This window comes from Stutzerimonas stutzeri RCH2 (assembly GCF_000327065.1).
Lineage (GTDB): Bacteria > Pseudomonadota > Gammaproteobacteria > Pseudomonadales > Pseudomonadaceae > Stutzerimonas > Stutzerimonas stutzeri_AE.
On record NC_019936.1, the window covers coordinates 1458498 to 1481842 of the forward strand.

At 64.7% G+C, this 23345-nt stretch carries 25 protein-coding genes; 10 read left to right on the plus strand and 15 right to left on the minus strand.

The features are described from left to right. The first annotated feature begins 354 nt into the window (after positions 1-354). On the plus strand, positions 355-1194 hold the full coding sequence (locus PSEST_RS06575) for a bifunctional allantoicase/(S)-ureidoglycine aminohydrolase (protein ID WP_015276216.1): 840 nt from the start codon (positions 355-357) through the stop codon (positions 1192-1194). Between the two features lie 86 nt (positions 1195-1280). Here the strand turns inward: PSEST_RS06575 and PSEST_RS06580 are convergent, their stop codons facing one another. The 10 genes from PSEST_RS06580 to PSEST_RS06625 all read right to left on the minus strand — a co-directional run bounded on the left by PSEST_RS06580 (position 1281) and on the right by PSEST_RS06625 (position 10992). Continuing rightward, positions 1281-2096 carry an alpha/beta fold hydrolase gene (locus PSEST_RS06580; RefSeq protein ID WP_015276217.1) on the minus strand — a complete coding sequence of 272 codons (816 nt, stop codon included), beginning with the start codon at positions 2094-2096 and terminating at the stop codon, positions 1281-1283. Between the two features lie 186 nt (positions 2097-2282). Further along, positions 2283-3275 (minus strand): ribonuclease Z, encoded by a 993-nt coding sequence (locus tag PSEST_RS06585; protein WP_015276218.1) that lies wholly within the window; start codon positions 3273-3275, stop codon positions 2283-2285. 131 nt (positions 3276-3406) lie between these two features. Beyond that, positions 3407-5008 (minus strand): FimV family protein, encoded by a 1602-nt coding sequence (locus PSEST_RS06590; protein WP_015276219.1) that lies wholly within the window; start codon positions 5006-5008, stop codon positions 3407-3409. Between the two features lie 253 nt (positions 5009-5261). Continuing rightward, entirely contained in the window at positions 5262-6425 is a 1164-nt protein-coding gene (locus PSEST_RS06595; RefSeq protein ID WP_015276220.1) for a DUF1624 domain-containing protein, read from the minus strand. A gap of 144 nt (positions 6426-6569) precedes the next feature. Continuing rightward, positions 6570-6989, minus strand: a complete 420-nt coding sequence (locus PSEST_RS06600; RefSeq protein ID WP_015276221.1) for a VOC family protein — start codon at positions 6987-6989, stop codon at positions 6570-6572. Between the two features lie 16 nt (positions 6990-7005). Continuing rightward, positions 7006-7425 (minus strand): YciI family protein, encoded by a 420-nt coding sequence (locus PSEST_RS06605; RefSeq protein WP_015276222.1) that lies wholly within the window; start codon positions 7423-7425, stop codon positions 7006-7008. A 119-nt stretch (positions 7426-7544) separates the two neighbouring features. Then, complete coding sequence (locus tag PSEST_RS06610; protein ID WP_015276223.1) at positions 7545-8294, minus strand: CPBP family intramembrane glutamic endopeptidase; 750 nt, start codon at positions 8292-8294, stop codon at positions 7545-7547. A gap of 1 nt (position 8295) precedes the next feature. After that, complete coding sequence (locus tag PSEST_RS06615) at positions 8296-8850, minus strand: hypothetical protein (protein WP_015276224.1); 555 nt, start codon at positions 8848-8850, stop codon at positions 8296-8298. 114 nt (positions 8851-8964) lie between these two features. Beyond that, entirely contained in the window at positions 8965-9657 is a 693-nt protein-coding gene (locus PSEST_RS06620) for an MOSC domain-containing protein (protein ID WP_015276225.1), read from the minus strand. Positions 9658-9744: 87 nt separating this feature from the next. Next, a complete protein-coding gene (locus tag PSEST_RS06625) occupies positions 9745-10992 on the minus strand; it encodes a M20/M25/M40 family metallo-hydrolase (RefSeq protein ID WP_015276226.1) in 1248 nt (415 codons plus the stop codon). A gap of 134 nt (positions 10993-11126) precedes the next feature. On the opposite strand from PSEST_RS06625, the gene PSEST_RS06630 reads away from it, so the two are divergent. The 4 genes from PSEST_RS06630 (at position 11127) to PSEST_RS06645 (ending at position 14051) form a co-directional block, all read left to right on the plus strand. Then, positions 11127-11570 (plus strand): HIT family protein, encoded by a 444-nt coding sequence (locus PSEST_RS06630; protein WP_015276227.1) that lies wholly within the window; start codon positions 11127-11129, stop codon positions 11568-11570. 108 nt (positions 11571-11678) lie between these two features. After that, positions 11679-12656, plus strand: coding sequence for an ABC transporter substrate-binding protein (locus PSEST_RS06635; RefSeq protein ID WP_015276228.1), 978 nt, complete (start codon positions 11679-11681; stop codon positions 12654-12656). Next, positions 12653-13414, plus strand: coding sequence for an ABC transporter permease (locus tag PSEST_RS06640; protein ID WP_015276229.1), 762 nt, complete (start codon positions 12653-12655; stop codon positions 13412-13414). The genes PSEST_RS06635 and PSEST_RS06640 overlap by 4 nt, the downstream gene beginning before the upstream one ends. Continuing rightward, positions 13407-14051, plus strand: coding sequence for an ABC transporter ATP-binding protein (locus PSEST_RS06645; protein ID WP_015276230.1), 645 nt, complete (start codon positions 13407-13409; stop codon positions 14049-14051). Before PSEST_RS06640 ends, PSEST_RS06645 begins: the two co-directional genes overlap by 8 nt. Before the next feature lie 7 nt (positions 14052-14058). Here the strand turns inward: PSEST_RS06645 and PSEST_RS06650 are convergent, their stop codons facing one another. The 3 genes from PSEST_RS06650 to PSEST_RS06660 form a co-directional block, all read right to left on the minus strand. Next, positions 14059-15324 carry a DUF445 domain-containing protein gene (locus PSEST_RS06650; protein ID WP_015276231.1) on the minus strand — a complete coding sequence of 422 codons (1266 nt, stop codon included), beginning with the start codon at positions 15322-15324 and terminating at the stop codon, positions 14059-14061. A 281-nt stretch (positions 15325-15605) separates the two neighbouring features. Next, positions 15606-16007, minus strand: a complete 402-nt coding sequence (locus tag PSEST_RS06655; RefSeq protein ID WP_015276232.1) for a hypothetical protein — start codon at positions 16005-16007, stop codon at positions 15606-15608. A gap of 144 nt (positions 16008-16151) precedes the next feature. After that, positions 16152-18131 (minus strand): methyl-accepting chemotaxis protein, encoded by a 1980-nt coding sequence (locus tag PSEST_RS06660; protein ID WP_015276233.1) that lies wholly within the window; start codon positions 18129-18131, stop codon positions 16152-16154. Positions 18132-18352: 221 nt separating this feature from the next. On the opposite strand from PSEST_RS06660, the gene PSEST_RS06665 reads away from it, so the two are divergent. The 3 genes from PSEST_RS06665 to PSEST_RS06675 all read left to right on the plus strand — a co-directional run bounded on the left by PSEST_RS06665 (position 18353) and on the right by PSEST_RS06675 (position 19494). Next, the gene (locus tag PSEST_RS06665) at positions 18353-18562 is read left to right on the plus strand and encodes a hypothetical protein (protein ID WP_015276234.1); all 210 of its coding nucleotides are present in this window, start codon (positions 18353-18355) and stop codon (positions 18560-18562) included. Between the two features lie 55 nt (positions 18563-18617). After that, on the plus strand, positions 18618-18827 hold the full coding sequence (locus tag PSEST_RS06670) for a hypothetical protein (protein WP_015276235.1): 210 nt from the start codon (positions 18618-18620) through the stop codon (positions 18825-18827). Between the two features lie 79 nt (positions 18828-18906). Next, the gene (locus PSEST_RS06675; protein ID WP_015276236.1) at positions 18907-19494 is read left to right on the plus strand and encodes a LysE family translocator; all 588 of its coding nucleotides are present in this window, start codon (positions 18907-18909) and stop codon (positions 19492-19494) included. On the opposite strand, the gene PSEST_RS06680 is transcribed toward PSEST_RS06675, so the two are convergent. Continuing rightward, a complete protein-coding gene (locus PSEST_RS06680) occupies positions 19491-20330 on the minus strand; it encodes an AraC family transcriptional regulator (protein ID WP_015276237.1) in 840 nt (279 codons plus the stop codon). The two genes, PSEST_RS06675 and PSEST_RS06680, sit on opposite strands and share 4 nt — an antisense overlap. A gap of 109 nt (positions 20331-20439) precedes the next feature. On the opposite strand from PSEST_RS06680, the gene PSEST_RS06685 reads away from it, so the two are divergent. Beyond that, positions 20440-20865 carry a hypothetical protein gene (locus PSEST_RS06685; RefSeq protein WP_015276238.1) on the plus strand — a complete coding sequence of 142 codons (426 nt, stop codon included), beginning with the start codon at positions 20440-20442 and terminating at the stop codon, positions 20863-20865. 12 nt (positions 20866-20877) lie between these two features. Here the strand turns inward: PSEST_RS06685 and PSEST_RS06690 are convergent, their stop codons facing one another. After that, a complete protein-coding gene (locus PSEST_RS06690; RefSeq protein WP_015276239.1) occupies positions 20878-21228 on the minus strand; it encodes a DUF6746 family protein in 351 nt (116 codons plus the stop codon). A gap of 473 nt (positions 21229-21701) precedes the next feature. Here PSEST_RS06690 and PSEST_RS06695 point away from each other — a divergent pair, with 473 nt between their 5' ends. Next, positions 21702-23321: a methyl-accepting chemotaxis protein gene (locus PSEST_RS06695; RefSeq protein ID WP_015276240.1), complete on the plus strand. Its 1620-nt coding sequence runs from the start codon at positions 21702-21704 to the stop codon at positions 23319-23321. Positions 23322-23345 lie beyond the last annotated feature (24 nt).

Genomic DNA, 23345 nt, shown 5'->3' on the forward strand with positions numbered 1-23345 from the left:
CCCTTCTCATCGACATACTTCTTCAGCTCCTCGCGTGTCAGCGCCACAGGGCCGATGGCGTCGAATCGCGCCCGGCATGCGGCGCAGCTTTATTACCTCCTGACACGTCTTCCTCGACCATGATGCCAGCAACTTCGAAGCCGCTCAGTTGGCTTTCCCATCCAGCCAGATGACTTCCCTACCAGCGCCGCGGTGAGCTCTGCGCGCCCGTCCGCCATGCCGCGCTGCTCGCGGGCATAGTGTGGAAAAGATTGTATACAATCTTTGACGATTCACATCTCCATTGTATACAGTTGCCTCTCCATCCACCTGGCTTGCGGCTGTTCGGCAAGCCCTCCATGCACCTGGAGAACCATGGCAAGCACAACGTACTACGTCCCCAAGGGCGGACATCCCGAGCAGACTCAACTGCTGACCGACCGTGCAATGTTCACCGAAGCCTACGCAGTCATTCCCAAGGGGGTGCTGCGCGACATCGTCACCAGCCATTTGCCCTTCTGGGACAACATGCGCATGTGGGTGCTGTCCCGTCCGCTCTCGGGCTTTGCCGAAACCTTTTCCCAGTACATCGTGGAGCTTGGTGCCGGCGGCGGCAGTGAACGGCCCGAGCAGGACCCGAACGCCGAGGGCGTACTGTTCGTCGTCGATGGCGAGTTCTCGCTGACGATCGAGGGAACCCTCTATGCCATGCGTCCCGGCAGCTATGCGTTCATACCGCCAGCGGCGAAATGGAGCGTGCGCAACACCGGGGCGACGCCGGTACGTTTCCACTGGATCCGCAAGGGCTATCAGGCCGTCGAGGGCTTGCCCTACCCGGAGGCCTTCGTGACCAACGAGAACGATATCGAGCCGATCCCCATGCCGGGTACCGATGGCAAATGGGTGACCACGCGCTTCGTCGACATGAGCGACATGCGCCACGACATGCACGTCAACATCGTCACCTTCGAGCCAGGTGCGGTCATTCCCTTTGCCGAAACCCACGTGATGGAACACGGCCTCTACGTCCTGGAAGGCAAGGCGGTGTATCGCCTGAATCAGGATTGGGTCGAGGTCGAGGCGGGCGACTACATGTGGCTGCGCGCGTTCTGTCCGCAGGCCTGCTATTCCGGCGGCCCGGGCAAGTTCCGCTACCTGCTGTACAAGGACGTGAACCGTCACATGGACCTGGGCCGGTTCAACCAGCGGGCCTGACTTTCAAGAAGTGCCTTCGCTAGCTGCGAAGGCACTGCGTCCAGAGCAGGCATGAGCTGCTCTGCAGCGTCTGTCCGCGCAGCGAGTTAGTCGATCCGCTGCAGGAACCGGCCGATCCGCTCCAGCACCTGTTCCGGTTCCTCGCGATGCGGTACATGCCCCACACCGGGGAGCAGCGCCTGTTCGACCTTGCCGCTGGCGTGTTCGGCGATCAGCTGGGGGTGGCGTTCGGAGCCGAACTCATCGTCACCGCCATGGATGGCAAGACTCGGGCAGCCGACTGCGGGCAGGGCATGGGCAAGCGTCCATGCGGCGAAATCCGGCGCCAGCCAGGTATCGATCCACGCGCTCAGCACCCAGTCACTGCGATCGCCGTGATAGCGGCGCAGGCGCTCGCGTTGCGCCGGGTCGGCGAACCAGGCTTTGGCCTCGCGGATTCCCGCGAGGGTACGCGCCTCGACGAAGGTGACGGCCGACATCGTGATCATCGCCTGACAGGCCTCGGGATATTGCGCAGCACAATGCACGGCCATGCTGCCGCCGACGCTGTGTCCAAGTACCACGAAGCGCTCGATCCCCAGGTGTGCCAGCACTCGGGCGAAGCCTTGCGCAGCTTCGTCTTCGACGAAGGTCGGTGCCGGCGGAGTGGTCAACCGGTCGGAGCGGCCGAAACCCAGCCGGTCATAGGCGACCACCGTTCGGCCGGTGGCATTGGCGAGGGCGGCGGGAAAATCTTTCCATTGCTCGACGCAACCGAGCGACTCATGCAACAGCAGTATTGGTGCCCGGTCCGGCCGAAGCGCATCGGCGTCGGGGATCCAGCTGCGGACGAAGGTCCGACCATGGGCGTCCTCTATCCAGAGATCGGCCAGGCGGTCATCGAGCGTTGCACTGAGGGTCATGGACGGAGATTCCTGAACGTTGCGAACGGCATAGCAGTACTGTTCTTTTACGTAAACGTCAACATGCAGTGGCGGATGTATCGCCGGGCGGCGCCTTGATCGAGAAGTGCCGGTCGTTGAGCGGGCTGTGAGGCGCTGGCGAACAGGAGTCAGCAGGGCCGGAAAAGCTGGGGTTGCCGACGAGCGCTATCGCGGTGAGCGCGAGGACCGTGGGTCGGATGCCTCGACAGTTATCAGCTGGCCGTCCTTGCCCAGGTGCAAACGCATGAAGTCTTCGGCCAGCAGCAGTTGGCCGGAGTAGAGCACGTTGGCTTCGGCGCGCAGGTCTTCGATTGAGTGACCCCGCCCGGGGTGCTTCTGATAGCGCGCGCTGAAGTGGGTCAACACCAGATTCGGCAGGCCGACCGCTTGCGCAAAGCGCGCCACCGAGGCCGCGGTGCTGTGGCCGAAATCGTTGCGCGCATCGTTGGCGACCGCCTCGGTGTAGGTCGCTTCGTGCACCAGCAACTGAGCACCGCGACAGGCATCGGCGAGCAGGTCGGGGCGGTCATTGTCGCCGCCGATGACGATGCGTTGCGGCGCGCGGCTGAAACTCAGGTAGTCATCGCTGCGCAGCACGCGGCCCTCGTGCTCGATGTCGAAGCCGCGCGCCAGTTGGCCCCAGAGCGGGCCGCGGGGCACGCCGTCGCGTTCGAGGCGCTCGATGTCCAGGCGCGGATCGGGCCGGGCCTCGGTGAAGCTGTAGCCATAGCAGGGTACGCGGTGGGACAGGGCGGTTGCTTCGATACGCATGTTTGGGCTGCGCCACTCATCCAGCGACTCGACAGCGCGGAAGTCGAGCTCGTAACCCAGCCAGCTCTGGCTCATGTCCAGCGTCGTGCGTACCCAGGTTTCGATGCCCTGCGGCGCGATGATCGTCAGTGTGGCCTTGCGCCCCATCATCCCGGCGCTGGCCAGCAGGCCGGGCAGGCCATAGCAGTGGTCGCCATGTACATGGGTGATGCAGATGGCGCGCAGGTCATGCAGCGACAGTGGCGTGCGCAGCAGTCGGTGCTGGGTGCCTTCGCCGCAATCGATCAGGTACCAGCTCTTGCCAGTGTCCTCCAGCAGCGCGAGAGCTGTGACATTGCGGGCCCGGGTGGGCGTGCCGGATGAGGTGCCGAGAAAGAGAAGATCCACGGGGCATGCTCTCCTGGTTGGGCTGGCTAGTATGCCGTACCCCGCCGGTGACGGCCGCCGGCCCGTCGTCGGAAGCGAATCCGCTCAGCCATCCACCGGGGGCCTGGAGGGGCGAAAAACAAGCCAGTGCATCAGGCGATGCGTGCCAGTTGCTCGCCAATGAAGCGACGGTCATCGCTGTCGCTCTGGTCGAGCAGGCGGATCAGCAGGCGAGTTGCCTGCTCGACCTCGCCGCGGTCGATGCTGGCGAGTGCTTCGTTGAGCCGCTCGCGCAGATCAGCCTCGACAGCCGCGACGGGGGGCGTGATGGTCAGTGCATCGAGATCATCCGGCAGGCTGGCGAGCATGTCATCCAGCAACTGCGCTGGCTGTGGCTGTGGCTGTGGTGCGGCTTGCGGCTGCGCTGCGACCAGCGCCACGCTAGCAGGCGCAGAAGGGGCGCGGTCGAGGTACTCGTCGAGCGACATCTCCGTTACAACCGGCACGTCTCGCTGGAAGGGGTTGATATCCGGGAAGGATGCTTCAGCCCGCTTCGCCTGAGCCTGGCGGGGCTCGCTGATGCTGGTTACAGCGACTGCGCGACGGCGATACCACAGCAAGGCGACCAGCAGGCTCAGTAACCCCAGCAGTGGAATCAGCCAGGAGCTGCCGGCGCTTGGCTCATGCATTGGCGGTGACATTACTACTGGCTGTACAGGCACCGTCTGCGGCTTCGGCTGCGCAGGCTGTTCGGCATGACCGGTTACGGCTGTAGCTTCCTCTACGGTGGCCTCTACGACGGCCGCAGCTGCCTGCCGTTGGGCGAGGGTGCTCTGCGCTTCGGCGAGCAGGCGATTCTGTTCGTCCATCTGCGCCTGCAGGCTCAGCACCTGGGCTTCGAGTTGCCTGAGCACATCGACCAGGCTCTGGTCCTGTCCAGCAGGCGTTTCGGCGAGCGCCGCGGGTAATTCGGCTTGAGACCGGGCTTGCGGCTGCTCCACGCGATCCTGCGCCGGCGCAGCGGGCTTCGCTGCGGTCGATACCACCGATGCGCCGGACTCTGCGCTATCGGGCAGAAGCAGCTCGGCACCGACACGCAGACGATTGCGGTCCCCATTGATGAACGCTGCAGGATTGAGTCGATACAGGTCGGCCATCAGTGCTTCACGGGAGGTCGACGGGGAAACCTCCACCCGTCCCGAGATGCTCCACAGGCTGTCGCCCGGCATGATCCGATAGCGTTTGCCTTGCGCGGCCGCCGGCAGTGGCTCGATGGTTTCCGCTCGGGTGGGCTGGCTACGGGTGACTCGCGGCGCTTCTGGTTGGGCTTGTGGTTGCGCCGAAAGCGCCGGCTGATACAGCGGCGGATCGAGCAGCAGCGTGTACTCGCGCAATAGCTGGCCGCCCGGTAGCGTCAGTTCGATGATGAAATTCAGGTACGGCTCTTTCACCGGGGCAGTGGAGGTTACACGGATACGGTGCCGGCCCTGCTCGAGCACCGGCAGGAAACTCAAACCTGCCAGAAAGGCTGGGCGCTCGACGCCAGCGCGAGCGAAGACATCACTCGGGGCGAGGCGTACCTTGATTTCATCACTGTTCAGGTTGCGTGCATCGAGCAGCTCGATGTCGGCCTTCAGCGGCTCGGCCAGCGCTGAATGCAGGCTGATTTCTCCCAGCCCGAGTGCGCAGGCGAATGGCGTGAAAACGGCAGCGATCAGCGCGAATGGCCAAACAGCGAGACGAAAGGGCGACATAGTGTTCTCGTGCCATCAGGTAGCTGGGGGGCGGGCCGGCCGTGCTGAACCGGGCCGGGCAGGCGGCGATGGCGTGCGGCCGACTCCCCCGAGGCGAGCGTGAGGTGGCTATGATCATGCAATGATGGCACTTTGCCAAGTCGTTCACATTTTCCCGGATCGACGGCTACCCGGCGGGGGCGCTTCTACCAGGGAAAGCTACTGGTGCCCTGCGCTGGGTCTCAATTTTGCGGGACCGGGGGCCAGGCCGGTTTCAGAGGTATTTCAGCCAGGTGATATCCCGGCGGCGAGCCTTGAGTTCGGCGAACCAGCGCACCGCCGGGAACAGCACCACCGCCAGCGCCACGGTGCACAGCCATAGCGGCCATACGGCGTCGAAGCCGAAGTGATTGCCATGGTTCAAACCCCAGATCGCCACGGCGGCGACGTAGAGCAGCTTCAGCACGTACAGATGCAGCAGGTAGAAGAACATCGGTGCGGCACCGAATACGCTGAGCGGTCGCAGCCAGGCGCGGCCCTGCTTGCGTTCGAAGTAACGCAGTAGAAGCAGGCCGCAACCCAGCGTCAGGCAGAGGAACAGCAGCGACGGCGGGTATTTGGTGACGTTGAACAGGCTCATCAGCGTACGCAGGCCGTCCTCGCCGACGACCCAGGGCTGCTCACCGTAGCTGTTGATCAGCCGCAGCAGAACGAAGGTCAGCAGGGCGCCTTGAGCCCAGCCGCCGAGGTAGCGCTGACGTCGCTCGGGGTCGGCAGTTCGGCCGAACCAGGGGCCCGCGGCATAGCCGAGCGCGATCACACCGATCCACGGCAGTAGCGGGTAGGACGTGCGCAGCCGCAGGTTTTCCGCAACCTCGATCCAGCCGCGATCGTGCAGGATCGCCCATGGCACATGCAGCGCAGAGTCTGCGGCGAACTGCAGCGAATCGAGCAGGTTATGCCCGCCGATGATCACCAGCCCCAGCATGATCAGCGCAGGACGCGGCAGCCAGAGCAGCGCCGAGAGCGCCAGCATGCTCAGACCGATCGCCCAGATCACCTGCAGATAGATCACCTGAGGCGGGAACTGGAACGTCCAGGCGAAGTTGACCAGGGTGAATTCGAGCGCCACCAGGAACAGCCCGCGCTTGAGCAGAAAGCTCGATACGGCACGGCGGTCCTGGTGCTTTTCGCCATAAAGGAATGCCGAGAGCCCGGTCAGGAAGATGAACACCGGCGCGCAGAGATGCGCCAGGGTGCGGCTGAAGAATAACGCCGGCTCGGTGACCGCCACGTCCATCGGGTCGGGCACCTGCATATGCAGCAGGAAGGTTTCGCGAACATGATCCAGCAGCATGAACAGGATCACCAGGCCGCGCAGCGCGTCGATGGATTGCAGACGCGCCGTGGCTGGCGAAGTGAGATCGGGGGAGGGCATTAACGGCTCACAGCAGGATGATCGCAATGCGGGCGCAGACTCGCTGCGCCCGCCGAAAGGTGCGATACGTTATAACAAAAGTCGCTGCCTCTCCAAATGTGAATCAACCACGATGGTCACCCTGTGTGAAAAAGGCCGATCGCTTCAGCCCTGCTCGCAGTTGACCATCCACGACACGCCGAAACGGTCGGTCAGCATGCCGAAACGCTCGGCCCAGAAGGTCTTCTCCAGCGGCATGACCACCGTGCCGCCCTCGGCCAGTGCGGCGAACAGCTTTTCGCTTTCGTCAACGCTGGTCGGATGCAGGGAAACCGAGCACCCCTTGATGCCTTCGTACGGTCCGCCGCTGCAGGTGCCGGGCAAGGTATCGGAAGCCATCAGCACGCCGTCGCCGAGATTCAGGCAGGCGTGCATGATTCGTTCGCGATACTCGGCGGGAAACTGCTCGGCATCGGGTGCCTGGGCAAAGGTCATCATTTCCAGCGTGCCGCCCAGCACGTCCTTATAAAAGGTAAACGCCTCGCCGGTGGTGCCGTCGAGGGTCAGGTAGGTGGTGATCTTCATGGCTTGCTCCTTGCGGTCAGTGGTTGAGTTGTGCGCGCAGGCGCTCTTCCTGCTCGCGCAGTTCGGGAGTGAACTCGGCGCCGAAGTCTTCGGCTTCGAATATCTGGCGAATCTCGATTTCCGCGTCGCCGATGGCTGATTGCGGGCAGCGCTTGATCCAGTCGATGGTCTCCTGCAGCGAGGCGGTCTGGAACAGCCAGTAGCCGGCAATCAGCTCGCGGGTTTCGGCGAACGGGCCGTCGACCACGCTGCACTGGCCGTCGCTGAAACGGACCCGTGCGCCTTTGCGACTGGGTTGCAGACCCTCGCCGCCGAGCAGTACGCCAGCACTGGCCAGTTCTTCGTTGTAGCGGCCCATCGCCGTGAGAACGTCCTCGCTGGGCATCTCGCCGGCTTCGGTTTGCGGGGTGGCCTTGATCATCACCATGAAACGCATCGGTGGACTCCTTCAGTGGAATGGAAAGAGCCTAGACGGGCATACGGCAATTTCCGCCGGCTCCGATCACTGGTCGAACGGGCGCGGGGGAAATCGACAGGGCGATGAAATTTTGTGTATCAGCGCAGCGGATAGGTCAGCAGAAGGATATGCAGGCTGTTGACCGCACCATGCAGCAGCACCGCCACCCACAGCCGATCACCGGCGTAGTGGAAGGCCAGGCCATAGCCGAGCCCCGCCAGTGTGGCGAGTCCGGCGAAACCCGCGCCGGCCGGCAGGTGCGCGGCGCCGAACAGCACGGACGCCAGGCCGATGCCGATGGCCGCACCGAAGCGGCGGACCAGTTCACGCTGCAGAAGGCCGCGGAAGATCAGCTCTTCGGCCAGGCAGGTGATGCCCAGGTTGATCAGCAGCCAAGGCAGGAACAGCGCCGGCCATTTCGGTTGCCAGCCCAGCACGCCGGAGACCAGCGCCAGCAGCGGGATGAGAATCAGGCAGGCGCCTGACGCAAGCAGGGTGAGTCTGATCGAGCGCCAAGCCGTTCGTGGCTGGCCCAGCCACCAGGCCAGCAGCAGCGCGGCGACCATCGCCTTGTCCGGGCTGATGCGCAATTGCCAGGGCGCTGCGCCGCCGAGGTCCTGCGGCGGCCCGATCGGCAATGGTGTGAAGCCGGGCAGCAGATGCGCAGCGAGCAACAGGGAGCCGAGCAGTGCGCCGATCAACCACAACGGTCCAGGCAAGCGCGGCTGCACTGTCAGCCACCCGGCAAATGCCAGAGTCGCCAGCGCAGCGGAGGCATCGATCAATCCTGCTGCCAGTCCCGCCAGCAGCGCGAGGAGGGGAGTGCCGTAGTGCAGTGCATGACGCACGTCAGCGCAGCCGATAGCGCGCCAGTTCTCGCTGCGTGAGCACGCGCATGCGCCACGGTTCGATCAGCTGCATGTCGTCCGCCAGCCGAGTGTTGACGCCCATGTCCCGAAAATAGATGCGCGGCGCGCGGTGTGGTCGCTGTCCGATGGACAGCGCCGACTCGCCGTTGGCGATGTAGGGTCGGTGCAGGCCGACATGGCCGCGCACCGTGCGCTGGCGGCCCGCCGCCAGTAAGTAGATGCAGCTGCCCTGGCAGACAGCCACCTCTGGTAGCAGCACGTCGAAGCCCGTCTCGCGCAGCAGATAGCCCATGCGCATGGCTTCCGCTGCGCTGCCGCCGATGTTGTCGAGGATCAGCAGCTTGCGCGCGTGTTTGCCAGGGTGGGCCATGATGCCCTTGAGCAGCGCCTCGTAGTCACCGGGCGCGATCTGTTCGGTAACCCGTGCGACCAGCACCTGCCCCTGGCCTTCATGCTCCAGCAGCAATACCTCGACCTTGGCGTGGGCGGTGCAGGCGAACAGCGCCAGTGCGCAGAGCGTGAGAAGGCGAAGCATCGAGCGGGTGGTCCTGTGATGAGAGGTGGCGAAGATACCCGCAGCACGGCGTTTCGCCTACTGCATTGCAGCCGGACGGTCGGCGATTCGGGTTGCTGATGACGTCGCTATTGCTCAGGCATCGGTCGCGCCGTACAGGCGCTTGTTCCAGTCCTCGACGGTGTTCGCTTGCAGCCGACGCTCCACCAGCGTGCGCCAGTTCGGCACCAGCGGCAGCTCGGCCAGTTCCAGCAGCGCGTCCCGCTCGAGTGTGCGCCGGTAAAGCACATCCATTACCCGCGTCAGCGGCCAGCGCGGAAACGGCCGCTGCTCCAGCACCAGCGCCTGGCCGACCTGCAACTGGCCGGGCTGCAGCACCTGGTAGTACCAGCCGGTCATGCCGCTCTGCTGCACGCGCAGGGACATGTCCGCGACGCCGAACCGATCGTTGAGCTTCCAGCACGGCTGCCGGCTCTGGGCGACTTGCAGCAACGCATCGCCGCAGCGCAGCACATCACCCAGGCACAGATCCGCCTCGACGAGTCCACGGGTGCTGATGTTTTCGCCGAAGGCGCCGGGTTGCTGCAGCAGCGGCGAGTCGCCGAGTTGTTCGCGCCAATTGCGATAGTGCTCGAACGGGTAATGGTGGACCGCCTTGTACGGGCCGCCGTGAACGCGGCGATCGCCCTGTTCGTCGCCGGCCAGCCCCTCGACGCCAACCGCGACGGCGCCTTCAACCGGCTGTTTGGCGATGGCGCTGCGGCTGCCGGGGCGGGTATAGGCTACGGCGTTGCCGACGAGCAATTGTTCGATCCTGGCCAGCTGCATGATGCTCCCTCCGGATGGCGGCTCGCGAAGGCGCGATTGTGACGCATCGGAGGGGAGGCCGTGCGTTCCGTGCATAGCACTGGTTGGTCAGGGCGCCTGCTCGGCGGACAGCGCGCGAATCATCGCCGTGGTGAGATACAACCGCGGCGCGATGCTCGACAGCTCGATGTATTCCTCTTCCGAATGCAGCCCTGCACCGACCACGCCCATGGTTTCCAGCACGGCCGGCTTGTCGCTGTCCGGCACGTAGGCGTAACCGGCATCGGTGCCGAAGCGCATGGCGATCGGCTCGATACGCTGGTCGATTTCGCTATACAGGCGCTGCGCGGTCTCGGCCAGGCGCTCCGATGCCGGGTTTTTCGCCAGCGGTGGACGGCCCTTGTCGACGCGCAGCTCGACGCGGGTGTCGTCGATCAGCTTGTTCCCGATGATCTTCTGCGCATCGGTGAGCACGCGGTCGGTTTCGCTGATATCGGAGTAGCGCATGTCCGCCTCGGCGGTCGCCTTGTTCGGGATGATGTTGCGCTTCTCGCCGCCGGCGATCATGGTCCAGTTCACCGTGGTGCCCTTGTCCGGGTCGCCCAGATCCTTGAGCTGCACCAGTTGATGCGCCAGCTCCATCACGGCGTTGCGACCGTCCTCTGGCGCGGAGCCGGCGTGGGAGGATTTGCCCTTCACCTCCAGCATCACCGCATTGATGCCATTGGTGGCGGTAGTCACCGCATCGCTGTCCGGCGGCTCGTAGGAAAAGACGTAGTCGTGCTTGCGGGCCAGCTCGGCGATGATTTTCTTCGAGCCGGCCGAACCCATTTCCTCATCCGGATTGAACAGCACGGTGATCGTGCCGTAGGCGTCGAACTGTTGCGCCTTGAGCAGCTCCAGCGCATGCAGGATCATCGCCACGCCACCCTTGGCATCGGCCACGCCGGGGCCGTAGGCGCGCTTGTCGTCCATGCGGAACGGACGCTCCGCGGCGGTGCCTTCGGCGAAGACCGTGTCGTAATGCACCATCAGCAGGAAGTCCTTGCTGCCACTGCCCTTCAGGGTGCCGACGATGTTGTCACCCGCCGATGGCGTCGCCGGACTGGTACTGACCTCGGCACCCAGCGCCTGCAGGCGTTCGACCAGCATCTGGCTGACCGTGGCCAAGCCCGCCGCCTGACCGGTGCCGGTATCCACCGCGACCAGTTGCTTGACGGTCTCGATATAGGCGCTCTGTTCGGCCTTGGCCTGCTCAAGCAACTCGGCGGGTTTGATTTCGGCAGCGATGGCAGACAGTGAAGACAGGCAAAGCGCGACTGCAGCTGCAATCGGGGCGATGGCGCGGATGGGCATCGGAACAACCTCGGCTCGGGGGTGATGAGCTTGAGAGCGCCGTCAGGCCCGCAACGTTCCGAAGCATCGCTGCACCGGTCGCAGCCGCGCGGAGAATGCTAAGGTTGCCTTTTCCACTTGCCGGAGAACTCCAGGTGTCCCTGACCACGTCCTATGACCCGCAGAACATCTTCGCCCAGATCATTCGTGGCGATGCGCCCTGCTACAAGCTCTACGAGGATGACGATGTACTGGCCTTCCTCGATCTGTTCCCGCAGTCCTTCGGCCACACGCTGGTAATCCCCAAGCGCTCGGCCGCCTGCAACATTCTCGATGTGGATACCGAGGCGCTGGCCAAGGTCATGGCCGTGGTGCAGAAGCTCACCCGCGTGATTGTTGACGAGCTGCAGCCGGATGGCGTGCAGGTCGCCCAGTTCAATGGCGCGCCGGCAGGGCAGACGGTGTTCCACATCCATGTGCATATCGTGCCGCGCTACTCGGGAGAAGGGCTCGGTATCCACGCTGCCGGCAAGGCCGATCCGGCCGATCTGGAACAGCTCCAGGCGCGCTTGCAGCAGCGGATCGCCACGCAGGGCTGAACCAGGCTGCGATGTCGTGGCGGGGTCAAGCCCGCTGCGACCATCGCAGCAACCAACAGACACCAAAGTACAATTCGTGCCCGCCTGGGGGCTTCGTACCCTGCGGGCATGATGCTTTCATTGCCCTTCCTCACCACATTCATTCTGCGCACTCGCCGTGCGCTGTTGGCGCTTGTGCTGCTGCCCCTGTGGGCGCAGGGGCAGGAGCTGCCAGTGCTGACCCTCAGCGTCCTGCAGTTCGGCACGCCGCACTGGGAGTTGGAGCATCTAAAGCGTCAAGGGCTGGACCGCGCCAACGGCTTCGAGCTGAAGGTGCGGCTGGTGGCCGATGTGCCGGCCTCGCGGCTGGCATTGACCAGTGGCAGCGTTGACGGCGCGGTGAGCGATCTGCTCTGGGCGCAGGCGCGTTACCAGGCCGGCACTGCCTACCGCTACCTGCCGTTTTCCTCGCAGATCGGCGAAGTGCTGGTGCCCGAAGGCAGCGCCATCCGCACCCTCGACGACCTGCGCGGCAAGCGCATCGGCGTCGCCGGCGGGCCGGACGGGCTGGGTTGGCTGCTGCTGCAGCATGCCGCGGCCAAGAGCGGAATCGATCTGGCCAGACAGGCGACTGTTCAATACGCCGCGCCGCCTCTGCTCAGCCAGGCCCTGCGCCGCGATCAGGTGGATGCGCTGCTGACCTTCTGGCATTTCTCCGCGCGTATGCGTGGCGAGGGTGGCGTGCAGGTGGCGTTCGGTCTCGATGATCTGCTCCGATCATTGGAGCTTGATCCGCACCTGCCGGTGCTCGGCTATCTGTTCCCCGAAACCTGGGCCGTCGAGCATGAAGAGCTGCTGCAGCGCTTCGCCACGGCGCTGGGCCAGACCAAGCACCAGCTCGCCACTGAGCCGGCGCACTGGCAGGCGCTGCGGCCGTTGATGCGTGCCGACGATGGCGTGTTCGCCGCGCTGCGTGACAGTTTCCTCGCCGGCATCCCGCAGCCGCTGGATGAGCCGCGTATCGCCGACCTGCATCGACTGCTGACCCTCACCGGTGCCGATCCGGCGAAGCTGATGCCGGCCGCGTCGTTCCAGAGCACGCCATGAACGGCTCGCGCTGGGCCTGCTGGATCGCCCTGCCATGCGCGGTGGCGCTCTGGACGCTGATTGCGCTGGTGGTGCAGACGCCGCTGCTGCCGAGCCCGGCCACCGTGCTCGACACCTTCTGGCAGGCCACGCGGAGCGGCGAGCTGCCGGAACATCTGCTGGTTACCCTGCGCCGAGTGCTGTTCGCCTTCGTGCTGGCGATGGCGCTGGGCACGTTGCTGGGCGTGTGGATGGGCCGCTCGCGGCTGGCCAATGCGGTGCTCGATCCGCTGCTGGTGCTGTTTCTCAACCTGCCGGCGCTGGTCACCATCATCCTGCTCTATGTCTGGTTCGGCCTGGTGGAAGCCGCGGCGGTGCTGGCGGTGGTGATCAACAAGGTGCCGAACGTGGCCGTCACCGTGCGCGAGGGCGCCCGCAGTATCGATCCCAAGCTGGAACAGATGGCCCTGGTGTACCGCTTCACCCGCTGGCAGCGGATCAGGCATGTCTGGCTGCCGCAGCTGTTTCCCTATTTGATGGCCGCCACCCGCGGCGGGCTGGCGCTGATCTGGAAGATCGTGCTGGTGGTCGAGCTGCTTGGGCGTTCGGATGGCATCGGCTTTCAGCTGCATATGGCCTTTCAGGTGTTCGATGTGGCGAGCATCCTCGCCTACAGCCTGGCGTTCATCGCCGTAGTCCAGCTGATCGAACTGGCGCTGTTGCAGCCGCTGGAGCGGCGCGCATCGTCCTGGCGCGAAGCGGGTGTGCGCCATGCTTGAGCTGCGCCTGGATGGCCGTCATCCCGTGCTGGGCGTGATCGATGCGCAGGTGCGCGAAGGCGATCGCATCTGTCTGCTCGGGCCGTCCGGTGTCGGCAAGACCACGCTGCTCAACGGCATCGCCGGACTCGATCCGCAGCTGCAGCCGATGATCGAGCAGCGCGCCGGCTTGCGCGTCGGCTACCTGTTTCAGGAGCATCGTCTGCTGCCGTGGCGCACGGTGTGGCAGAACCTGGCGCTGGTCGGCGCGGACGCAGCGGAGATCGAGCGGCTGCTGGCCGAGGTCGGGCTGAGTGGTGCGGCTGACAGCCTGCCGGATCAGCTCTCGCTGGGCATGGCGCGCAGAGCGGCATTGGCGCGCTGCCTGGCGATCAAGCCGGATCTGTTGCTGCTCGACGAACCCTTCGCCTCGCTGGATGCCGAGCGCGCCGCCGAGCTGCGCGGCCTGATCGCCCGCCTGCTGGATCGGCACCCGGACATGGCGATGATCTGCGTGACCCACGATCCGCGCGATGCCGACGATCTGGCCAATCGCCTGTGGTACCTGAGCGGCGCCCCGGCGACCTTGCGCGGCGATGAGCCGCTCGGCAGCGCCGTCAGTCTCAGTCAGCTGAGCGAGCGCCAGCGCAGCGCCTGAGCGGTATTCAGCCGGCCAGCAGCTGCGTCAGCGCATGCAGCGCCAAACCGACCAGCCCGCCAACCAGGGTGCCGTTGATGCGGATGTACTGCAGGTCCTTGCCGACGCTCTGTTCCAGCTGCTCGACCAGCTCGCGGCTTTCCCAGTTCTCCACGCGCTGCGCGATATAGGCGCCGATCTGCCCGCGATAGCGCTCCAGCAGGCCGGGCGCGGCGGCCAGCAATTGCTCGTTGATCCAGTTGCGCATGGATTCGTCCGCCGCCAGGCCGTCACCGAGGCCGCGGCAGAGGCTGACGATGCGTCGGCCGATGCGTGAATCGTCACTGGCCAGGTCGCTCTCCAGCCAGGCGGTGAGTTCCTGCCAGAGGTTGCCAAAATAGGCGCTGGTAGCCGGGTGCTCCAAGAGCTGCGCGAGGATGCGCTCGACCTCCAGGGCGTACTGCGGGTCCTGCTCCAGGCGCTCGATGTATTCGCTGACGTGTTCGTCGAAACGCTGGCGGATCAGATGCTCGGGGTCGGCGGCGATCTCGGCGATTAATGCGGACAGGCCATCGACGAACTTGTTCGCCGACCAGCCGCTCACCGGCCGGCTCAGGCCGAGGTAGCGCAGCGTGCGGATTTCCCGGCTGATGGCGTCGGCGACCAGCGCGCGGGTTTCCTCGTCCTGCATGATCGAATCGAGGCGGATCAGCAACTCATCGAGCATCGCCTGATGCCGGCCCTGGCTGGTCAGTACGCGCAAGGCCTGGGCCAGCGGTGCGGAGAGGTCGAACTTGCGCAGCCGCGTGGTCACCTTGGCCTCGACGAAGGCGCGCACGCGCTCGTCATGCAGCGCGGCGATGCCGAAATGCGCGACGCCGGTGAGCCGGCGGCCGACCGCCTCGGCATTGCTCGGATGGCGCAGCCAGCCGGCCAGGCGCGAGGCGATGTCGAGTTCCTGCAGCTTGGCCAGCACCAGCGGCGTGGCGAGGAAATGCGTGGTGATGAAGCTGGACAGGTTCTGCCCGATGCGCGCCTTGCTGCGCGGGATGATCGCCGTGTGTGGGATCGGCAGGCCCAGCGGGTGGCGGAACAGGGCGGTGACGGCGAACCAGTCGGCGATCGCGCCGATCATGGCGGCTTCGGCGAACGAGGCGACGTAGCTCCAGGCCGGATGGCTGGCTTCGTAGCGCGTCGCGACGATGTAGAGCAGGGCGGCCAACAGCAACAGAAGACCGGCGACCAGCTTCATGCGCGAAACCGGTGACTGCCAGGCGCTGATCATGGAACGCATGCGGGGCCTCGTCGTTGAAGGTGGGCGAGTGTTGCGTCTTTGAGGTAGACAGCGAAGCAAGGTAAAGAAGTCGATACCTGCGCGAAAGCGCGGTGCGGCGGAGAGAAGCAATCGAGCCAGCGGGGCAGGTCTGCCGAAAGGCATCGCTCGGCGACCTGGCGGCGCTGGCGGTGCAGCCCGCGTGGAAAGGACTGTGCCGTCGTCCGCCCTTGCATGTCAGATCCGACAGGGGGATTGCCACATCCACCGGACCGCCCGGTGGATGTGACAGTCGAGGCGTGTCAGACCTCGTCGTCCTCTTCCTCGCGGATCAGCACGTACTGGCCTTCGGCATCGTTCAGGCAGTCCCAGACGTAGAACATCGATACTTGGCCCGGGCTCTCCGTGACGGCGGCGTAGTCGCCGGGCACGGCAGTGAAGTAAACGCCGGAATCAGGTGCTGCCTGGCAGGCGATGCGGGCGACGACGAAGGCTTCCGGCGCGGTGCCGTCGAAGTAGTCGTCACGGTCCTTGGCGTCCCATTCGGCGGGCGCCTCGAAGGGGCCGCTGATGATGATGCGCGCGTCGCCCAGGTCCTGCTCTTCCGCTTCCTCGTCATATTCGTCGGGGCGGTACAGGGTGCATTCCAGGGCTTCCGGGTTTTCGAGAATGGCCGCGCGGGATTGTGGGGTGAGTGTCTGCATGGAATCTCCGACTGCGGTTGGGTGTGAGTGGGCAGTGTGGTGGAGCCGCCCGGGCAGTGCAATCGGAAGCGTAGTCGCAGGTCTGCGCGTCAGCTGTGGCGCCGCTCAGGGCTGGCGCCACAGGCTGAGTTGCCTGGTTCTACGTCAGGCGCGGAAGCGATCGACCTGCGTGCGCAGTTCCGCTGCCAACCTGTCCAGCTCGCTGGCGGTTCCAGCCAGGTTGGCGACCACTTCGCGCTGTTCCTGATTCGCCAGCGCGATGCTCTGCAGGTTGCTGCTCAGCAGGGTCGCGGTGCTGCTCTGCTCCTGGGTGGCGGTACTGATGGCACTGAATTGCTCGTCCGCGCTGCGACTCTGCTCGTCGATAAGTGCCAGGGCTGCGGCCACCTTGGCATTGCGCTCGAGACCGTCATCCATCAGGCGTTGGCCGAGTTCCATGGTGCTCATGGCGTTACCGGTTTCTGCCTGGATCTGGCTGATCATTCCGGTAATACGATCGGTGGCTTCGCGAGTGCGCGAAGCGAGGCTGCGAACCTCGTCGGCGACCACGGCAAAGCCACGGCCCTGCTCACCGGCGCGGGCCGCCTCGATCGCAGCATTGAGTGCGAGCAGATTGGTTTGCTCGGCAATGGCAGTGATCACGCCAACGATGCTGCCGATTTCCTGCGAGCGCTGATCGAGGCTTCCTACTACGCGGGCCGTGCCGCTCAACGCCGTAGCGATCTGTGCCAGAGCGTCGGATGCCTCGTCCATGGCGGTGCGGCCAACGCTGGTCTGCTCGGCATTGGCGCGGGCCACGCGCTGGGTGTCGCGCATGTTGTCGGCGATGTTCAGTGAAGTGGCACTGAACTCTTCGACCGCACCGGCCATGCTGGTGATTTCACCGGACTGCTGCTCCATGCCTTCGTTGGCACCGCCGGAGAGCCCGGCCAGCAGTTGCGCACGCTGGCTGACTTCGCCTGATGCATTGCGGATGCGCGCGACCATCTCCGACAGCGCTTCACCCATCCGGTTGAAGCTGGCCGCCAGCTGACCGATCTCGTCGTTGCTGCGTACCTGCGAACGCACGCTGAGATCACCGGCACCGAGCGCCTGCGCCTGCTGTACGACTGCCGCCAGGGGCTTGAGCTTATGGCGCAGCAGCCAGATGGTGGCGGCGACCGCAAGGATCATTGCCAGCAGATTGCCGATGGCCAGACGCGAACCAATGCTCCAGGTTACCTCCTGGATTTCTGCGGCAGGCATGCTGGCCAACACCGTCCACGGGCCGCCCTCGAACAGCGTCGCGACGCTGTAGATATCGGAGCTGCCATCCGTCCAGTAAGCGCCCTTGCCGCTCTGGCTGCCCAGCTCGGCGACCTGGTTGGCCGCCTGGTCCGGCTGGCTCAGGTTCGGCGGTGCCACCAGCCACTGCTTTTTCTCGTCGAGCAGGGCGAGCGAGCCGCTTTCGCCGATGCGAAAGCGTGCCAGGCCATCGAACTGCGCGCGCTGTGCCTCGGTGTAGTCGAAACCGACGAAAAGTACTGCCGTCACCCGGCCACTGGCGTCTTTGACCGGGGTGTACTGGGTCATGTAATGGCGATCGAACAGAAACGCGCGGCCGATGTATTGCTTGCCGCTCAGCAGTAGCGGATAGGCGGGGTGCTGGCGGTCCAGCAGGGTGCCGATGGCACGGCTGCCGTCCTGTTTGGTGACTGAGGTGCTGACCCGCACGAAGTCATCGTTGTCGCGTGCGAAGACGGTGGCGACACCGGCGGTCATCTCGCGAAAGTCGTCGACCACGCTGAAATCGTTGTTCAGCGGCGCGCCCTCATGCATGAGCGCTGGTGTCATGACGCCGCCGACCTCGATGCGCTGCTCGGGGTCGAGCTGCAATCCATCGGTAAAGCGCTTCTCGAAAAGCCCGCTGAGACGCTGGGTATTTTCGCGCAGCGTGCCATGGAAGGTGGCCAGCTGATCGGCCAGCAGCCGAGCTTCGCTGGCTAGATGTTGTTCGCGGGTATTGAGGTTGGCCGCGTTTAGTGAGCGAAGGGCGAAGAGCGTGCTGCCGGTGATAACCACGGCGAGGATGAGCGCAAGTGCCACGCCAAGCTGCGTGGCGATCTGAGCACGGGGCTGTTGCAAGATGATCTCCTGACCGAGCTGATAAGGACGGGACGACACTTCTCGATACATTAGGGGGTATCGGCGAACTGCCCAGGAGCTTTAGCGGCCGGCGCCAGCGTGAAGCGTCGCCGAATGACCGTTTGCAACCTTCGGACCGCCGGTGCCGCGCGATTCGAACGCTGCGTGGTTTGTCGCCTCCAATCGGTATCAGTCACCCATCCGCGACAGCCGAGGCGACCATGAAGCCAGATGATCAGCAAGCAGGCGATGAGCCTGATGTAACCATGACCGATGGCGGCGAAAAGAATGCCGGTGAAGATCCGGATTTCGACGACCAGGCCGCCGGTGACGACGATCAGTCATCGTCGCTGGATGACCCCGACGAGCCAGAAGTGCTGCCGGACGACCCGGATATCCAGGGGCGCGACGGCTCCAGCCAGCCGGGCTAGCCATCCCCATTCGGACCCGCGTCGCCAGCGGGCTACTCGCGCCATAGGAATCGCCATGAACATCTATCAAGTCAGGCCCACCGACATGGGCTGGGAGCTGGAAGACCAGCAATCGCAGGAAACCGTGCTGCGCACGCTCACCAAGGACGAGATGTACAGCGCCCTCGACGCCTTCATGGAGGGGCGTACGGCATCGGTCGAAGTCATCGGCCGCGACGGTGAGCTGGAGGAAGAGCGGCCGTACCCCGGCAGTCATCATCTGTAGCCAGGGCAATTTCCTTCAATAAGGCGACTGCCACGCGCCGCTAGTCTGCTGCCTCCTTCGACTGGCGAGCAGAGCACTTATGGAACTCTATCTGTCGATGGCCGCGTTCGCGCTGGCCTCTTCGATCACTCCGGGGCCGGTCAACCTGGTGGCGCTGAACTGCGGAGCACGCTTCGGCTTTCGTGCCAGCGGGCGGCACATAGCCGGCGCAACCATCGGTTTCACCCTGTTGCTGTTGCTCATCGGCCTCGGCTTGTACGAGCTGCTGGAGCGCGCACCGGTATTGCTGCGCGGTATCCAGTGGGGCGGGGTGGCGTTCCTGCTGTATATGGCCTGGCGGCTGGCGACCGATGACGGACGACTGCAGCCTGAAGGCGCCGCGAGTGGGCCTTCGCTGTTGCAGGGTGCGTTGATGCAATGGCTCAACCCCAAGGCGTGGCTGGCTTCCGTTGCCGGCATGGGGCTGTTCGCGGCGAACGGTGAGGTGCAGCGGGTCTGGCTGTTCGCAGCCCTGTACTTCCTGATCTGTTATGCCTCGATCGCTTGCTGGGCCGGTGCCGGCGCTTTTCTGAGTCGCTACCTGCAGGAGCCTGCGCGGGTGCGCTGGTTGAACCGGACGATGGCGTTGTTGCTGGCCGGCAGCGCGCTTTATCTCGTGCTGGGCTAGTTGCGGGCAGTCCGGTCGCGGTACTGGCCGGGCGTTGCGGCCAGCTGGCGCTTGAAGGTGCGCTGGAAGTGCGCCTGGTCGGCAAAGCCTGCAGCCAGCGCGATCTCGGCGAGGTCCAGGCCCTGGCGCAGCCAGTGCTGGCTGCGCTGGATGCGGCGGTTGAGCAGATAGGCATGCGGGGTCATGCCGTAGTGCTGCTTGAACGTGCGGATGAGGTAGGACGGCGAAAGCTCCGCAGCCTGGCAGATGTCTTCCAGGCGCAGCGCCTCGGTGCAATGTTCGGCGATGTAGTCGGCAGCGCGGCTCAGCTGCTGCAACGGTTCGGCATGTGGCTGAGTCGGGGCGGGCGCCAGCGTCTGCTGCAGTAGCGTGAAATATTCCACCGCGGCGCTCTGTTTGCGCAGCGTGTCCGCCTGCGGATCGCGCAGCGTGGCGTATAGCTGGGTCAGCCCGTTGAACAGCGCCTGGTCGAGGCTCTGGATCGGCGCGTAGGGAATGAAGTGACCGTCGCTGCTGACGCCCAGCTCATGCTGCAACGCGCCCAGCCAGCGTGCGTCGACGTAGAACATCAGGTATGACCAGGGCCGACCATCGATGGGGTTACAGGCGTGCACGGTCTGTGGGTTGATCAGCACCAGCGTGCCGCGGGCGATTCGTTCCTGAGCGTCGCCGTTGAAGTAGGTGCTGGCGCCTGCGGTGATCGCGCCGATAGAAAAGGTCTCATGGCAATGCGGCGCATAGCAGACCTTGCGTCCGTCCGCGACGGCACGTGCCTCGAGGAAGGGCAGCGCGGCATCGCGCCAGAAGCGGGGTTGGCTATCGTCCGAACCGTTCACGTTGAGAGCGCCGTGGTCAAAAACTGGAAACTGACTCTAGCAATCATCTGTCGCTCTGGCATGCTCGATCGTCCGGCTCGCCGTTTCGTCTTCCGAACAGGAGTTCCCCATGCGCCCAATCGTTGCCTTTGCCGCACTGCTTTCGCTGGCCGGCTGCTCGTCCTGGCAGCCCGATGCCGAGAATATCGTTCCGGTGCCGGCCGAGCGGGTGCTGGCCTATCAGCAGGCGCTGGAGAATGCGGGTGAGGTGGTGGTGACACGCGATTACGGCTTGCGTGGCGGCGGCTGCTATATCGCCGTGCTGATCGACCGCCAGCTGGCGGCGCGCATTCATGTCGGCGAGGTGGTGCGTTTTCAGGTGCCGGCCGGCGCGCGCATCGTCAGCATCGGCACCGATCCGCTGGATGACACGCTGTGCGGCAAGCTCAGCCTGCGCCGCGAGAAGCTGGCGCAGGTGCAGGCGGGGCAGACGCTGGAGTTTCGCGTGATCAGCGACAATCGCATCGGCTTCGACATCCTGCCAGTCGAGCCCTGATGGTCCGGCGAATTACTTGATCACTGTCCGCGCGGTCTTCAGGTATTCGCTGGTGTAGCTTTTCACTTCGTCCGCGTCCTTGGCTTCCGAGGCGATGTGAATTTCCTCGAGGGTGTCGGTCAGGCCATCCATCTCTTCGTTGATCTTCTCCAGGGCGTCCTTGAGCGTGTAGGTCAGCTCGTGGATCTGCGCCATGCTTTCGGGCGTCAGACCCTGCGCCATGGCCTGTTCGAGGCGGTTGTTGTAGTCGGAAAAGTTCTTCACCGCCTCGGCCAGGTTGCGTGATGGCTGGGCGTCGGCCAGGGCATGGCCGGCAACGATGGTGGTCAGCGCCAGAATGGCGCTCTGAATAAGCGTTTTCACGACAGGTCCCTAGCTGGAAATTGTGGGGCGCGAAGGTACCACCAGTTCGTCGGGACGCTGTGCAGCAGCGCACAGTCTGCGCTGCGCCATTAGTCGCATAGCGGCCGGGTGAACTGGTCATCGCCGAGGGTTTTCCAGCCCGTAGATCGTCTTCCAATGCGACCGCCAGACCGCTGCTACGGTCGTCCCTGTTCTGAAATAACCGCTCTGGGATAGGTGTTTCAGCACGGTTTAGTTAAAGAGACCGCTGTCACAGCCGATAGCTGAGGGGCGCTGGCATCTGGCCTTCACTGGATGACCAGGCGTTCGGGGGATTCAACAACAAAGCACCTCGTTATCTCATTGCATGCAGGTTCCGCAAAGGAACTACAGACCGGCGAGCCAACGTCGGCATGAACTGAACCATTCGAGATTGATGCCTTACTTGCCAATTTGCCGGCCCCGGGGTCGGCACGCCATATGGAAAAGAACGAATGATGCAGCAACTGACTATCCGAGCCCGGCTGTTGATTCTGGTCGGGGCGATGCTGACCGCCTGCTTGGTGATCGGCCTGACCGGGCTGAATGCACAGCAGCGCAGCGTCGCGGGCCTCAACACTGTCTATCTCGACCGTGTCGTACCGCTGCGCGACCTCAAGCTGATCGCCGATCTGTATGCGGTGAAGATCGTCGATACCACGCACAAGACGCGAAGCGGCATGCTCACCTACGGACAGGCTCGTGATGATGTGCGTAATGCGCGCGGCGAGATTCGTCGTCTCTGGGGTGACTTCATGAGCACCAAGCTGATCGAAGCCGAACGCCGGGTGGTGACGCGCCTGGAGGGTTTGATGAAAGCTGCCGACGCTCCGCTCGACGATCTTGAGCGCATTCTCGACCGTCACAGCGAGAAGCGCCTGGCCGCGTTCGTCGTCAATGATCTGTACCCGCTGATCGACCCCATCTCCGAAGGCTTCAGCGAGCTGATTCATCTGCAGCTTGGCGAAGCCAAGGCCGAATACGACGAGGCGTTGGCACTGTACGAGCGCAACCGGGTGCTGAATATCGGCCTGTTGCTGGCGCTGCTGATTGGCGGGGGGCTGTTCGCCATGGTCCTGCTGCGCAGCATCAGCCGGCCGCTGGAAGAGCTGAAGCAGGCCGCCGCATCGGTGGCCGCCGGCGATCTGAGCCGCACCATCGCGTGTCGCGGCAAGGACGAGATCACCGAAGTGCAGCAATCGATCCGCCAGATGCAGCAAACCCTGCGCGATACGCTGCAGGATATCCAGGGCTCGGCCACCCAGCTGGCGTCCGCCGCCGAAGAGCTGCACGCGGTTACCCAGCACACTGCGCAGGGCATCCATCAGCAGAACGAGGAAGTGCAGATGGCCGCTACTGCGGTCACCGAGATGTCGGCTGCGGTGGATGAAGTGGCGGGCAACGCCAACCGCACCTCGGATGCCTCGCGCGATGCCGAGACAGTCGCCGACGACGGCCGTCGGCAGGTGACCGCCACGCGGCAGACCATCGACCAGCTGAGCGAAAAGCTGCAGCAGACTGCCGGGACAGTGACCCGGCTGGCTGAGGAGGCGGCGAGCATCGGCCAGGTGGTGGATGTGATTCGTGCGATCGCCGACCAGACCAATCTGCTCGCGCTCAACGCCGCCATCGAAGCGGCGCGGGCCGGTGAGGCCGGACGTGGCTTCGCGGTGGTCGCCGACGAGGTGCGTAACCTCGCGCAGCGCACGCAGAGCTCGACCCAGGAGATCGAACGCATGATCGGCGCGATCCAGAGCGCTACCGAGCAATCGGTGCGCGACATGCAGCAGAGCAGTGAATTCGCTACGCGCAGCCAGACCATGGCCGGCGAAGCGGATCAGGCACTGGGGCTGATCGCCGAGCGCGTCGGGCAGATCAACGAGATGAACCTGGTAATCGCCAGCGCCGCCGAGGAGCAGGCGCAGGTCGCCCGGGAGGTGGATCGCAACCTGGTGGCCATCCGCGACATCTCCGAGCAGAGCGCCACCGGTGCGCAGCAGACCTCGGTGGCCAGCGACGAACTGGCGCGCCTGGCCACGCACCTCAACCAGCTGGTCGGGCGCTTCCGTCTGTAAGCGAAGAGAGGTTGGCCTTCCCCC